Genomic DNA, 13,659 nt, shown 5'->3' with positions numbered 1-13,659 from the left:
GTAAAGGAGGCGCGATGTCCAAGACCACACTCACCATCAGCAGCAAGACCTATTCCTCATGGTCGCTGCGCGGCTGGCTGCTGGCGCGCTTTGCCGGCCTGGAATTCGAAGAAGTGCTGGTGCCGCCGGACGACGCCGCGGCGCGTGCGGAAATCCTGCTGCTGTCCCCGTCGATCCTGGTGCCGTGCCTGCGCCACCACGGCGTGACGGTGTGGGACACGCTGGCAATCGCCGAATACCTGAATGAAATCCACCCCAAGGCTGGCCTGCTGCCGGAAGACCGCGCCGCGCGTGCCCACTGCCGCGCCATCTGCGGCGAGATGCATTCCGGGTTTGCCGCGATGCGTTCGGCGCTGCCGATGAACCTGAAGGGGCATTTCCCGGGGATGAAGGTGTGGTCGCGCGCGCAGGCGGACATCGATCGCATCACGGCGATCTGGACCGAATGCCTGACGCGCTATGGCGGTCCGTACCTGTTCGGCACGCGCACCATGGCCGACGCCATGTACGCGCCGGTGGTGACGCGCTTTGTCACCTATGGCGTGATGCTCGATCCCGTGCCGGTTGCCTACTGCAAGCAGATCCTGTCGATGCCGGAACTGCAGGAGTGGATCGCGGCGGCGCGCGAGGAACCCGACGAAATCAGCGAGCTGGATGTGGAGTTCTGATGTCCTCGCTGGCAACCGCCGCGTCCGCCGGCGCTACGCCGTGGCGGAGTCGGCCTGCCGTGCTTTCAGGAAGCGTGCGGCGTAGTCGAAGTACCAGTCGAGCGTGTCCGGGTTGGCCATCGCATCGCGGTTGGCGATGCCCTGCGGCGCATGGCCGAGCAGCAGCTTCTTGATCGGCACCTCCATCTTCTTGCCCGACAGCGTGCGCGGCACGCCGGGCACCTGCACGATCTCGTTGGGCACGTGGCGCGAGGACAGCGCGTCGCGGATGCGCGCGCGCAGGGTGTCGCGCAGCGCATCATCCAGCACCAGGCCTTCGCGCAGCACCACGAACAGCGGCATATAGGATTCGCGGCCCAGGTATTCCAGGTCGACCACCATGCTGTCGAGCACCTCCGGCAGGTCTTCCACCACGCGGTACAGCTCGCTGGTGCCCATGCGGATGCCGTGGCGGTTGATGGTGGCGTCCGAGCGCCCGTAGATCACAGCGCCGCCGCGCTTTGTGATCTTGAGCCAGTCGCCATGCCGCCAGACGCCGGGATAGGTGTCGAAATAGCTGTCGCGATAGCGCTTGCCGTCGGTGTCGCCCCACAGGTAGAGCGGCATCGACGGCATCGGCTCGGTGCAGACCAGTTCGCCCACCGCGTCGAGCAGCGGCTGGCCGTGGTCGTCGAAGGCCTCCACCCTGGCGCCCAGGCAGCGGCACTGCATCTCGCCGGAATAGACCGGCAGCAGCGGGCAGCCGGCGACGAACGAGCCGGCAAAGTCGGTGCCGCCCGACATCGGCACCAGCCAGATGTCTTCGCGCACATGGCGGTAGATCCAGTCGTAGGCCTCGACCGGCAGCGGCGAGCCGGTCGAGCCGAGCCCGCGCAGGCGCGACACGTCGGCGATGCGCGCCGGCTCGATGCCGGCCTTCATGCAGTTGGTGAAGAAGGCCGCGCCGGCGCCGAACATGGTCACGCCGGCATCGTCGACGAAGCGCCACAGCACGCCGGCATCCGGAAAAGCCGGGTTGCCGTCATACAGCGCGATGGTGGTGCCCAGCAGCAGCCCGGCCACCTGCGCGTTCCACATGATCCAGCCGCTGCTGCTGTACCAGTGGAAGACATCGTCCGGGCCCAGGTTGTTATGGAAGGCCATCAGCTTGAGCTGCTCGATGACGATGCCGCCATGACCATGCACGATCGGCTTGGGCATGCCGGTGGTGCCGGACGAATAGACGATCCAGAGCGGGTGGTCGAACGGCACCGGCTCGATCGCCAGCGGCACGTCGTGCGCCAGCACCTCCTGCCAGGCATGGGTGCGCACGCCAGCGGGCGGCGCCGCATTGCTGCCGACCTGTGGCACGAGCACGAGATCGGTCAGCGAGGGCAGGGTGGCGACCAGGTCTGCCACCACCGGGGCCCGGTCGTAGACCTTGCCGCCATAGCGGTAGCCATCGACGGCTATCAGCACCTTGGGCTCGATCTGGCGGAAGCGGTCGATCACTGCCACCTGGCCCATGTCGGGCGCGCAGCCCGACCACACCGCGCCGAGGCTGGCGGTGGCGAGGAAGGCGACGATGGTGGCGGGGATATTGGGCAGGTAGCCGGCGACACGGTCACCGCGCTGCACACCCATCTGGCGCAGCGCATGCGCCAGCGACGCGACCTGGGCTTCGAGGGTGGCCCAGCTCACTTCGGCCAGCGGCTGCGCTTCGCCGGCATAACGGATCGCGGCGCGCTGGCGGGCGCTGCCGGTGCCGGCATGGCGGAATACCTGCTGCACGTAGTTCAGCGTCGCGCCTTCGAACCAGCGCGCGCCCGGCATAGTGTGGCGGTCCAGCACCTGCGTGGCGGGCGTGTCGAAATGCACGTCGAAATACGCGCGCACGGCATCCCAGAAGGCTTCCAGCTCGGTGACCGACCACTGCCACAGGCTGTCGTAGTCGTCAAAGGCCAGGCTGCGCTCGGCGCGCAGCCAGCCCATGAAGGCGGCGATCTGGCTGCTGTCGCGGAACGCCTCGGACGGCGTCCACATCAGGTTGCCTTCGGTGAGCGGGGCGGCGGTCGTCATGTCTCCTCCTTGCGCCCGTCTGTCGCGGGCATGGGATGGTCCGATGGTCGTTCCGGGGGCGCTTGGGGCGACACCCGGCATCAGCCTGACATGATAGCGGGGGACGGGCGCGGTTGCCCGTCAGCGGTTCATCAGCGGTTGGCGGGGCGCTCGAACAGCGTTTCCCACATGGTGTCGACCTTTGCCTTGACGGCCGCATCCATTGAGATCGGCGTGCCCCATTCCCGCGTGGTCTCGCCCGGCCACTTGTCGGTCGCGTCGATGCCCATCTTGGAGCCCAGGCCCGACACCGGCGAGGCGAAGTCCAGGTAATCGATCGGCGTGTTGTCGACCAGCACCGTGTCGCGGCTGGGGTCGACCCGGGTGGTGATGGCCCAGATCACTTCCTTCCAGTCGCGCACGTCGACATCGTCATCGACCACCACGATGAACTTCGTATACATGAACTGCCGCAGGAAGCTCCACACGCCGAACATCACGCGCTTGGCATGGCCGGCGTACTGCTTCTTCATGCGCACCAGCGCCATGCGGTAGCTGCAGCCCTCGGGCGGCAGGTAGAAGTCGGTGATCTCCGGGAACTGCTTCTGCAGCAGCGGCACGAACACCTCGTTCAGCGCCACGCCCAGCACGGCGGGCTCGTCGGGCGGCTTGCCGGTGTAGGTGGAGTGGTAGATCGGGTCGCGCCGCATGGTGATGCGGTCGATGGTGAACACCGGGAACCAGTCCTGCTCGTTGTAATAGCCGGTGTGGTCGCCGAACGGGCCTTCCAGCGCATGCTGGTAGCCGGACGGGTGGTTCGGGTCGGGCTGGATATGGCCTTCGAGCACGATCTCGGCAGAAGCCGGCACGCTCAGCTCGGACAGCGTCGGCGTGAGGCAGCCGGCCAGCGCGGTGCGGCTGCCGCGCAGCAGGCCGGCGAACTGGTACTCGGACAGCGTATCGGGCACCGGCGTCACCGCGCCCAGGATGGTGGCGGGGTCGGCGCCCAGCGCCACCGCGATCGGGAAGGGCTTGCCGGGATTGGCCAGCGCATGCTCGCGGAAATCCAGCGCGCCGCCGCGGTGCGCGAGCCAGCGCATGATGACCTGGTTGCGGCCGATCACCTGCTGGCGGTAGATGCCCAGGTTCTGGCGCTTCTTGTGCGGGCCCTTGGTCACCACCAGGCCCCAGGTGATCAGCGGCGCGGCGTCGCCCGGCCAGCAGGTCTGGATCGGCAGGCGCGCCAGGTCGACGTCGTTGCCTTCCCACACCACCTCCTGGCAGGCCGGGCTGCTGACGCGCTTTGGTGCCATGTCCCACACAGATTTGGCCAGCGTGAACAGCTTGCCGGCCTCGCGCAGGCCGCGCGGCGGTTCCGGTTCCTTCAGTGCCGACAAGACCCGGCCGATGTCGCGCAGGTCCTCCATCGATTCGGCGCCCATGCCAAGTGCGACTCTGTGTGTCGTGCCGAACAGATTGGCCAGCACGGGGACGCTATAGATACCTCCATCGGTGCTGGCTCCGGAAGGTTTCTCAAAAAGGACCGCGGGGCCTCCGGCGCGCAGCAGCCGGTCGCAGACTTCGGTCATTTCCAGGTTGGGCGCGACCGGCCGGGCGATGCGCCGCAGCTCGCCCATGCCTTCGAGTTGGCCGATGAAGTCGCGCAAGTCTTTGTATTGCATAGTGAATTCTGTTGTGGTGCGGGGCTGGGGGAAAGCCTCTGCAAGGCGGCGTCGAAGTCGGTGACGATACACATTCACCGGCGCCGCGGCAAAAAAATCATCAAAATCAAGCCACGCAAATTGTAAGTTTTTTGTCGCTGACAGCGTACTTTTCCGGGCGACCAGCCAAGGCCACGCCTGCGTTTGCGGGCAATCGGGTGATCCGATGGCGACATGGCAACCATTGTTACAAATAACTGTAAGTAGTAGAAATCGAAATTATTATTCTTGACGGGATATAACACCGTTCCTACAATCCGGTCTTGCTCCATGGAGTGTTGCGTCGCAACATGGATTTTCCCCCTGTGTCAAGGGGTGCACATAAAGAAAATGTGCCAGAAAGTCCCTCCAGCAAGGACCGATGTATGGACCCGAAGCAAAGCGGGCCGACCGGTCGCCTCCGGCGACTTGCCGGAGCGTAGTGAGTTTAGTCGTGGCAGGGTGCGCTCCCCCAGAGCGTAGCCTGTTTCCAGTTGGGCGCACGGGGAGCGCCTGCCAACAGATGCTTGGTCGTCACTGCTGGACGGCGCGGCATCCTTACTTGAGTACGTTGAGATCGGGCGCGTGCCGCAGTCGGGCGCGCGAAGCGGGCAACGGATGGAGGTAAGCATGAGCGGTTGGAAAACCCTTCATCTTCCCGGCATCGGGCGGGCCTTGCAGGTCCGTCTCCGACAGCCGGTACCCGGAGTGAGTCGGGCATTGCAGGTCCGTCTTGCGCATCCGGTCGCGGGCCGCGCGTTGCGCGGTGGCCGCACAACGCTGAAGTACGCCCTGAACAGCCTGGGCGTGGTCGCGGTCGTTTCGGCCGTGTCGCTGTCGCTGAGCCAGGAATGGCGCACCACGCTGGCCGCGCTGCTGGCGGGTGACGAAGCGCCCGCGGTGCTGGTTGGCGCCGCCATGCCGGCCGCGCCTGCCGTGGCCAGCACTGCCGTGCCGCCGCATTCGGCGGACGTCGCCGCGGCCAAGCTTGCCTTTGGCAAGGCCGGCCTGCCGACGGTGTCGGGCGTGGACGAATGGAGCCTGGCGGCATCCGCCAAGGTGCCGTCGGTCGCGCACCTCGCCGCGCGGATCCCGGTCACGCGCGTGGCGCAAGACGCCCGCAGCACCGCCACGCTGGGCAGCGCGCGCGAGCAGGCGGCCGTGGCCGACTATATCGCCCGCAAGTACCGCGTGGCGGCGCAGGCCACCGCGCAGCTGGTGAAGGCGGCCTACCTGACCGGCCGCGAGGTCGGCATCGACCCGCTGCTGATCCTGGGCGTGATCGCGATCGAGTCCAGCTTCAACCCGTACGCTGAAAGCGGCGTGGGAGCGCAGGGCCTGATGCAGGTCATGACCAAGGTCCACCAGGACAAGTACGAGGCCGTAGGCGGCGTTGCCGCGGCACTGAACCCGTACGCCAATATCAAGATCGGCGCGCTGGTGCTCAAGGACTGCATCGCCCGCGCCGGCTCGATCGAAGGCGGCCTGAAGTATTACGTCGGTGCCACCACGGCTACCGATGGCGGCTACGGCGCCAAGGTGCTGGCCGAGCGTGCCCGCCTGCGCCAGCTGCTGGGCGTGCGCAACGCGCCCGCCAACGCCGACAAGCCGGTCGAGGTCAAGGCCCCGGCCGAGCAGCTGGCCCCGACCGAGAAGCTGGAAGCGAACAACGGTCCGCATAACGCCTGAGCTCGGAACGGTACCGCCAATCAGAAAAGCACCCCGCGGGGTGCTTTTCTTTTGCCTGCTTCAGCCGCGGCAGAGGCCGGTCAGCGGAACAGCTTGCCGAGGCGCGCCATCGCCTCCTCGATATTCTCGCGCGAGGTCGCGTACGAGATCCGGATGTAGTCCTTCGCCGTATGCGGGCCGAAATCCTGCCCCGGCACCATGACCACGCCCGCATCGTGCAGCATTGCCTGCGTCAGCCGGTCGGCATCGCCGGCGGCGGGGTGGTTGACGCCGCGGCAGTCCGCGTAGACATAGAAGGCGCCGTCCGGGCGCACCGGCACGCGCAGGCCAAGGGCCTCCAGCGCTGGCACGATCAGGTCGCGGCGGCGGCGGAACTCGGCCTTGCGTTCGTCGTAGATCGCCAGGGCCTCGGGGGTAAAGCAGGCCAGCGCAGCGTACTGCGCCACGGCCGACGCGCAGATGAACAGGTTCTGCGCGACCTTCTCGAAGGCTTCCACCAGCGCCTCCGGCACCACCAGCCAGCCCAGGCGCCAGCCCGTCATGTTGAAGTACTTGGAGAAGCTGTTCACCGTGACCACGTTCTCGTCCAGGCTCAGTGCCGAGACCGGCGGCGCGTCATAGGACAGGCCCTGGTAGATCTCGTCGAGGATGGCAAAGCCGTTGCGCGCGCGCACGGCCTGCAGGATGCGGGCGAGCTCGTCGGGCAGGATCGAGGTGCCGGTGGGGTTGGAGGGCGATGCCAGCAGCACGCCGCGGGTCTGCTCGCCCCAGTTGGCCTCGACCTGCGCGGCGGTCAGCTGGAAGCGCTCGGCCGGGCCGCTCGGGATCATGCGCGCGGCGCCGTCGAAGGCGGCGACGAAGTGCCGGTTGCAGGGGTAGCTGGGGTCGGGCATCAGCACCTCGGCGCCGATCTCGACCAGCACCGCGCACGCCAGCAGCAGCGCGCCCGAGGCGCCGGCCGTGACGATCACGCGCCGGGCCGGGATATCCAGCCCGTAGGCCGTCTTGTAATAGCCCGCGATGGCCTCGCGCAGCGGATGGATGCCGAGCGCACCGGTGTACTGCGTCACGCCGCGGCGCATGGCGGCTTCGGCTGCGCGCACCACCGGCTCGGCGGCGGTGAAATCCGGCTCGCCGATGCCCATGTGCACAATGTGGCGTCCGGCGCGCTCCAGCGCGGCGGCCTGCTTGGCCAGCTCCATCACGTGGAAGGCGTCGATATTGGCGAGGCGGGAGGCGGTGGCCAGGCGCTGCATGTCCATGGTGGTCCGGGACGGGCCTGGGGCCCGTTCAGCAAGAGGGTAGGTAGGAATGAAAACACCCGCCGGGGCGGGTGCCGTCCTCATCACTGCCGGCGCAAGCCAGCCGTGATGGCGTGGGCCGGCCCGCGGGCGGCTCAGTTGGCAACTCAGCGGCGCGCCGCGACCTCGGCCGCGCGCACCTGGGCGGCAAGCTTGTCCAGCACGCCGTTGACGTACTTGTAGCCTTCGACGCCGCCAAAGGTCTTGGTCAGCTCGACGGCTTCGTTGATCACGACCTTGTACGGGATGTCGAGGCAGTGCACCAGCTCATAGCTGCCGACCAGCAGGGCGGCACGCTCCACCGGCGACAGTTCTTCGACCTTGCGGTCCAGGAACGGCTCGAAGGCGGCGGTCAGGCGGGCTTCCTCGCGTACGGCGCCGTTGAGGAGCGCGTCGAAGTGCTCGCGGTCGGCCTTGTTGAAGCCTTGCGCATCATGCAGGTGAGCCTGGATCGCCCCGATGTCATTGCGGTTCAGCAGCCACTGGTACAGCCCTTGCAGCGCCAGCTCGCGCGAGCGGCGGCGCGCGCTCTTGGGCGGTGCCTTGGCCTCGGTGCGGGCTGCGGCGGGCTTGCCGCCGGCTGCCTTGACGCCGTCGTTGTCGGGGGTGTTCGACGTATCACTCATCGTCGTCCTCGTCTTCATCTTCCTGGCCGCGCAGCGAATCGAGCGCGGCGACCAGGTTGGCCATCTCCACCGCGGCGCGGGCGCAGTCGCGGCCCTTCTCGCGGGTGCGGGCGTGGGCCTGCTCGTCGGTATCCACGGTCAGGATGCCATTGGCGATCGGCACATTGAAGTCCAGGCCGACGCGGGTGATGCCGGCGCCCGACTCGTTCGAGACCAGCTCGAAGTGGTAGGTCTCGCCGCGCACCACGGCGCCCAGGGCGACCAGGGCGTCGAACTGGCCGCTCTCGCACATCTTCTGCAGCGCCAGCGGGATTTCCAGCGCGCCGGGGACGGTCACCACCAGGGTGTCTTCGCCCTCGACGCCGAGCTTTTCCAGCTCGGCCACGCAGGCTTCGAGCAGTTCGGCGCAGACCGGCTCGTTGAAGCGGGCCTGCACGATGCCGATACGCAGGCCTTCACCGTCGAGGTTGCTGGGGTAGAAGCCGTGATCCATTGTTCAGTTCTCCAGTTTTCGGGGGCGGCAACGGCGCTGGTGCGCGCTGCCGGGGTGTCCGGGTGGCGCAGGCTCAGTCGGCCTGGCCGTTCATGGGTTGGTAGCCGGTGACTTCAAGGTCGAACCCGGTCATGCTGGGCATGCGCTGCGGCGACGCCAGCACGCGCATCCTGCCCACGCCCACGTCCTTCAGGATCTGCGCGCCCATGCCGTAGGTGCGCAGGTCCGGCTTGCGGCGCGGGCGCGACTGCGGCGCGTCCAGCGCGCTGAACTGCGTGAACAGCTGGTCGGCCGAGTCGCCACAGTTAAGCAGCACGATCACGCCGCTGTCGGCCTCGGCGATGGCTTTCATTGCCGCCGGAATGCTCCAGGAATGCGTGGTGCACTTCACTTCCAGCAGGTCCAGCACCGAGAAGGGCTCATGCACGCGCACCAGCGTTTCCTGGTCCGGCGCGGGCGAACCCTTGACCAGCGCCAGGTGCGCCTGGCCGGTGGGCTTGTCGCGGTAGGCGATGCTGTGGAAGGTGCCGTAGGGGGTCTGCATGGCGCGCTCGCCCACACGCTCGATAATGCTCTCGGTGCGGCTGCGGTAGTGGATCAGGTCGGCAATGGTGCCGATCTTCAGGTCATGTTCCTGCGCGAACTCGATCAGGTCCGGCAGGCGCGCCATGGTGCCGTCGTCCTTCATGATCTCGCAGATCACAGCCGCCGGCGTCAGGCCTGCCAGCGCGCCCAGGTCGCAGCCGGCCTCGGTATGGCCGGCGCGGATCAGCACGCCGCCGGGCTGGGCCGTCAGCGGGAAGATATGGCCGGGCTGGACCAGGTCGGCCGGCCTGGCGTCGCGGGCGACGGCGGCCTGCACGGTGCGGGCGCGGTCGGCGGCGGAAATGCCGGTGGTCACGCCCTCGGCAGCCTCGATCGACACGGTGAAGTTGGTGCCGTGCTGGGTGCCGTTGCGGCTGACCATCGGGTGCAGGTCCAGCTGGCGGCAGCGCTCGGCGGTCAGGGTCAGGCAGATCAGCCCGCGGCCGTGCTTGGCCATGAAGTTGATCGCTTCCGGTGTGACGAAATCGGCAGCCAGCACCAGGTCGCCTTCATTTTCGCGGTCTTCCTCATCGACGAGGATGACCATGCGGCCGGCGCGGATGTCGGCAATGATGTCTTCGGTACGGGCGATTTTCATGGCGTGCTGAACGGCAAATTGGGGCGAATCGAGCGAAAAACCGGCGAATAGCTGGGGCAGGAAACATGGCCGCGGTTGAAAGCGGCCGGACTGAGGCGGGGCGTCGGGCCGGGCCGGCCAGGCCATATACGCCCGGCAGGTTGCCCAGTCAAGCCGGGTATTGTACGCCAAGGCAGGCAAGGCGTGAGGCGACGGCGCCGGAAAGTACGGCGCCTGCCTGAAGCGGGTGGGGAGCGCGGTGCTGCATGGGCCGCCCCGTTGCCGGCAGGGTGCCGGCGCCTGGCCCGGCCGGGGCTATGCGGCGGCGGCCAGCGCGGTGCCGTCGTGGCCTGCGGCACGCAGCCGCGAGGTCCTGGCGATGCGCGCCCTGGCCGCGCGGGTCGCGTCAGCCAGCGCGAGCTCGCGCGTGAGGAAGCCGGCGTTGGGTTTGGTGAACCTGGCATGCGCATCCAGCGCATAGGTCCATTCCCACTTGCCGAAGGTGACCTCGGCCAGTGTCACGACAACGTGGCAATGCTGATAGAAAAAACTCTCGCTCATGCTTGTTTCCTGTGTGGGACAGCGCGCTGGCCATGGCCTGCAAGCCATGCGGGCCAGTGGCGGTCTGTCAGCCAGCCGCGCAGGGGCAGCCGGCCATCCTGTGGGTCGATGGCGGCGGCGCCGGCATCCTGGGCGATCTCGCGGAGCCGCCCCTTTGCGTGCGGGTCGCATGCGCAGATCATCATCAGCTGGCCTGCGGTCATTTGTCGCTTCTGCCGCCTCAGGCCGGCGCGCATGATGCCGGCGCCGATCACGCTGCCCAGCCACCGGCCGACCACGGCGCCCAGCGCCATGCCGCCGAGGTAGGCCATGAAGCCCGTGGCCGCGTTGACCGGCGTGCCGTAGCGGAACACGATCCAGGCCACCAGCAGCGCGCCGGCGGCCATGCCGGCCGCCGCGACTTCATTGCGATAGGTGATCTGCGCCGCGTGGGGCGCGGGCAGGCCTTCGGCCGGCTGGTTGTCGCGCTGGAAGAACCATGGCCCGTCGATGCGTGCGGGAGTCGCGGCCAGCTCGCCAAGCTGCGCGTGCGCGTGCCTTGCCGCGGCAATGTCGTTCAGCCGGAAATACAACAGGGTGAGCATGGTCATGCCTCGCTTGGTGTCAGGTCCATTTGCCGCTGGACCACGGAAAGCCTGCGAAGCGCCGGGCGCCTGGGCGCCGGAATGTCTTCGCCAGGGGGGAGGACGGCGGCTGCAGCCGCGGCCATCCGTTGCCCACGGCCTGGTCCCAGTCGATCAGCAGCGTTGCGGCACGGTGCAGGTGGGTCGCGGCCAGGCGCACAAAGCCCAGGCGCGCGCGCATCGGCGCAGTGGGATGCCGGTCACGCAGCAGGCGCGTGGCCGGAAGTCGCTGATACAGGATTCTGGCGGTGGGATCGGGCACAGTGAGTTCCTTCATGGGTGCCGGGCAGCAATCCGGCCGGCAGTTGAAAGCAACGGCGGGAGCGCCAGCTCGCGGACGAGCGCGCGGCGCGGCGGGCAGGGGAGCATGAAGGTCCAGGTGGTCCCCGTGAGTGACTTCAGCAGTCACCGGTGCTAGACGTTGTCGAGGGGGGAGGCCCGGGAACGAGTGGCGAGCGCCTGTGGGCATACATGGACTGCAAGCGCTGCTCAACCATTCTAGGCTTCGGGCGCTGCAGGCACCAGCTGACTTACAACAAAGCTGCCAGGCCCCGCGCGGCGCACCTCCCAGGGGGCCGGCGGTGCAAGCAAATTGCCACAGGAGGGGTTTGTCAGCGTATGCTCGCGACAAAAGGGCACGCCCCGCCCTGAATGCCGCCGTGCTGGCAAGCGGCGGCCCGGACTTCAAATCAGGGCGCCGGCCCGATCGCGCCCGCGGACTTTGCACTACAAAGGGAGACAACCATGTCGAGGCAGATCAAGCACAAGGCCGAACTGCGTGCCCTGGTACGCGCCGAGCAATCGAAGTTCGCCGCTTGCGAGGGCGCCTGCTTTGGCGACGTGGTCTGGCACGCGCCGGACGCCGGCGGCTGCAACTGGAGCCTGTCCACGATGGAAGGCGGCAACAGCAGCGCCTGCGTGGAAGCGCTGCGCCCCTTCACCGACAAGCTGCGCGAGGCCTATAACGTGCCCGACGAGGGCAGGTAGCCCGCGCTATTACGCGGGGGCCTGCGCGGTCGACAGCATCCGCTCCACATAGCGGGCGATCAGGTCGATCTCCAGGTTCACGCGCGCGCCCGGCTTCAGTTCCTGCAGCGTGGTGACTTCCACGGTGTGGGGGATCAGGTTGATGGAGAACACGCAGCCGTCGGCTTCGTCATTGACGCGGTTGACGGTCAGCGACACGCCGTTGACCACGACCGAGCCCTTGTAGGCCAGGTAGCGCGCCAGCTCGCGCGGGGCGCGGATGCGCAGTTCATGCGATTCGCCCACCGGCGCGAAGTGCACAACTTCGCCCAGGCCGTCGACGTGCCCGGACACCAGGTGGCCGCCCAGGCGGTCGGCCAGGCGCAGTGCCTTTTCCAGGTTGACGCGGCCGGTGCTCTCCAGCCCCACGGTCTTGTCCAGCGACTCGCGCGAGACCTCGACGTCGAAACTGTCGGGCGCCATGGCGATCACGGTCATGCAGGCGCCCTGGATGGCAATGCTGTCGCCGATGATGACGTCCGACAGGTCCAGCCCGCCCGCGGCGATATGCAAGCGCACGCCGGCATCGGCGGCGCCCAGCGGGGTTACGGAATCAATGCGGCCGACTGCCGCGACAATGCCTGTAAACATGGTGGTGTCTTCTGCTTTGGGTATTTGGAATCTGGATACGCGGTGCCGGTGGGTGGCGCGCTACGCGTCGTTGCGCCGGGCAATCAGGCGCAGGTCGTCGCCGATCTGCCGGATCTCATGCCAGCGGAACTGCGCGGCGTCCTGCAGCCGCGCCAGCGGCGGCAGGTTGAACATGCCCTGGGCATCGCCCAGCAGCTTGGGTGCGAGGTAGATCAGCAGCTCGTCGGCGCAATTCTCGCGCACCAGCGAACCGTTGAGCTTGAAGCCGGCTTCCACGTGCAGCTCATTGATGCCGCGCCGGCCGAGTTCTTCCAGCATGCGGCGCAACTCGACCTTGCCGTGCGGGTTGGGCAGGACCACGACTTCGGCGCCGCGGCCTTCCAGTGCGCGCTGGCGTTCCCGGTCCTCCACCGCGCAGAACACCAGCACCGGCTTGGCGAACTCGCCGGTGTCCGGCGTCAGGATCTGCGCGTCCAGCGGGACCTCCAGCCGCGAATCGACCAGCACCCGCTGGGGCTGGCGCGGCGTGGCGATGGCCCGCACCGTCAGCGCGGGGTTGTCGTCGCGCACGGTGCCGATGCCGGTCAGGATCGCGCACGCACGTGCGCGCCAGGCATGGCCGTCGTCGCGCGCGGCCTGGCCGGTGATCCACTGGCTGGTGCCGTCATGCAGCGCGGTGCCGCCATCCATCGATGCCGCCACCTTGACGCGCACCCACGGCAGCCCGCGCGTCATGCGCGAGACGAAGCCGATATTCAGGTCGCGCGCTTCCTTCTCCAGCAGGCCGCAGCGCACGTCGACGCCGGCCTCGCGCAACCGCTGCAGGCCGCGCCCGGATACCGACGGGTTGGGATCTTCCATGGCCGCCACCACGCGCGCCACGCCCGCGCGCACCAGCGCTTCGGCGCACGGCGGCGTGCGTCCGAAATGGCTGCACGGCTCCAGCGTGACATAGGCGGTGGAGCCGGCCGGGTCCAGCCCGCGCGCCAGCGCGTCCTTCATCGCCTGGATCTCGGCATGGTCCTGCCCGGCCGGCTGGGTGAACCCCTGGCCGATGACCTGGCCATCCTTGACGAGCACGCAGCCGACGCGCGGGTTGGGCGTGGTGATGAACATGCCCCGCGCGGCGAGCGCGAGGGCCTGTTCCATGGCGGCGTGGTCGGTATCGGAAAACATTCGGCG

At 68.0% G+C, this 13,659-nt stretch carries 14 protein-coding genes; 3 read left to right on the top strand and 11 right to left on the bottom strand.

From position 1 onward, the window contains the following. The first annotated feature begins 14 nt into the window (after nucleotides 1-14). Complete coding sequence (locus tag AC3WON_RS06410; protein ID WP_018311213.1) at nucleotides 15-668, top strand: glutathione S-transferase family protein; 654 nt, start codon at nucleotides 15-17, stop codon at nucleotides 666-668. A 33-nt stretch (nucleotides 669-701) separates the two neighbouring features. Here the strand turns inward: AC3WON_RS06410 and AC3WON_RS06405 are convergent, their stop codons facing one another. Together AC3WON_RS06405 and ubiD are read right to left on the bottom strand one after the other, a co-directional pair. Beyond that, nucleotides 702-2,726: an acetoacetate--CoA ligase gene (locus AC3WON_RS06405; protein ID WP_492318813.1), complete on the bottom strand. Its 2,025-nt coding sequence runs from the start codon at nucleotides 2,724-2,726 to the stop codon at nucleotides 702-704. Nucleotides 2,727-2,857: 131 nt separating this feature from the next. Further along, complete coding sequence (gene ubiD / locus AC3WON_RS06400; RefSeq protein WP_456804338.1) at nucleotides 2,858-4,387, bottom strand: 4-hydroxy-3-polyprenylbenzoate decarboxylase; 1,530 nt, start codon at nucleotides 4,385-4,387, stop codon at nucleotides 2,858-2,860. 648 nt (nucleotides 4,388-5,035) lie between these two features. Here ubiD and AC3WON_RS06395 point away from each other — a divergent pair. After that, nucleotides 5,036-6,094 (top strand): lytic transglycosylase domain-containing protein, encoded by a 1,059-nt coding sequence (locus AC3WON_RS06395; RefSeq protein WP_492318812.1) that lies wholly within the window; start codon nucleotides 5,036-5,038, stop codon nucleotides 6,092-6,094. A gap of 80 nt (nucleotides 6,095-6,174) precedes the next feature. On the opposite strand, the gene AC3WON_RS06390 is transcribed toward AC3WON_RS06395, so the two are convergent. The 7 genes from AC3WON_RS06390 to AC3WON_RS06360 form a co-directional block, all read right to left on the bottom strand. After that, entirely contained in the window at nucleotides 6,175-7,356 is a 1,182-nt protein-coding gene (locus tag AC3WON_RS06390; RefSeq protein WP_492318811.1) for a pyridoxal phosphate-dependent aminotransferase, read from the bottom strand. Nucleotides 7,357-7,502: 146 nt separating this feature from the next. Continuing rightward, nucleotides 7,503-8,021 carry a transcription antitermination factor NusB gene (nusB, locus tag AC3WON_RS06385; RefSeq protein ID WP_492318810.1) on the bottom strand — a complete coding sequence of 173 codons (519 nt, stop codon included), beginning with the start codon at nucleotides 8,019-8,021 and terminating at the stop codon, nucleotides 7,503-7,505. Further along, nucleotides 8,014-8,514, bottom strand: a complete 501-nt coding sequence (gene ribH / locus AC3WON_RS06380) for a 6,7-dimethyl-8-ribityllumazine synthase (RefSeq protein WP_010813763.1) — start codon at nucleotides 8,512-8,514, stop codon at nucleotides 8,014-8,016. The genes nusB and ribH overlap by 8 nt, the downstream gene beginning before the upstream one ends. Before the next feature lie 73 nt (nucleotides 8,515-8,587). Then, complete coding sequence (ribBA, locus tag AC3WON_RS06375) at nucleotides 8,588-9,697, bottom strand: bifunctional 3,4-dihydroxy-2-butanone-4-phosphate synthase/GTP cyclohydrolase II (RefSeq protein ID WP_010813762.1); 1,110 nt, start codon at nucleotides 9,695-9,697, stop codon at nucleotides 8,588-8,590. Nucleotides 9,698-9,991: 294 nt separating this feature from the next. After that, nucleotides 9,992-10,237: a hypothetical protein gene (locus AC3WON_RS06370; protein ID WP_492318809.1), complete on the bottom strand. Its 246-nt coding sequence runs from the start codon at nucleotides 10,235-10,237 to the stop codon at nucleotides 9,992-9,994. Further along, entirely contained in the window at nucleotides 10,234-10,827 is a 594-nt protein-coding gene (locus AC3WON_RS06365) for a hypothetical protein (protein ID WP_492318808.1), read from the bottom strand. Before AC3WON_RS06365 ends, AC3WON_RS06370 begins: the two co-directional genes overlap by 4 nt. A 13-nt stretch (nucleotides 10,828-10,840) precedes the next feature. Further along, nucleotides 10,841-11,137, bottom strand: a complete 297-nt coding sequence (locus tag AC3WON_RS06360) for a hypothetical protein (RefSeq protein WP_010813759.1) — start codon at nucleotides 11,135-11,137, stop codon at nucleotides 10,841-10,843. Between the two features lie 467 nt (nucleotides 11,138-11,604). Here AC3WON_RS06360 and AC3WON_RS06355 point away from each other — a divergent pair, with 467 nt between their 5' ends. Beyond that, complete coding sequence (locus AC3WON_RS06355) at nucleotides 11,605-11,847, top strand: hypothetical protein (protein ID WP_492318807.1); 243 nt, start codon at nucleotides 11,605-11,607, stop codon at nucleotides 11,845-11,847. A 9-nt stretch (nucleotides 11,848-11,856) separates the two neighbouring features. Here AC3WON_RS06355 and AC3WON_RS06350 read toward each other — a convergent pair whose 3' ends face one another. Continuing rightward, entirely contained in the window at nucleotides 11,857-12,477 is a 621-nt protein-coding gene (locus tag AC3WON_RS06350; protein WP_010813757.1) for a riboflavin synthase, read from the bottom strand. A gap of 60 nt (nucleotides 12,478-12,537) precedes the next feature. Next, nucleotides 12,538-13,653, bottom strand: a complete 1,116-nt coding sequence (gene ribD, locus AC3WON_RS06345) for a bifunctional diaminohydroxyphosphoribosylaminopyrimidine deaminase/5-amino-6-(5-phosphoribosylamino)uracil reductase RibD (protein ID WP_492351402.1) — start codon at nucleotides 13,651-13,653, stop codon at nucleotides 12,538-12,540. Between the last annotated feature and the right edge of the window lie 6 nt (nucleotides 13,654-13,659).

This window comes from Cupriavidus sp. FW305-46 (assembly GCF_058787075.1).
Note: the sequence above shows the minus strand (reverse complement) of the source record. Positions and strands in the feature narration are given on the sequence as shown.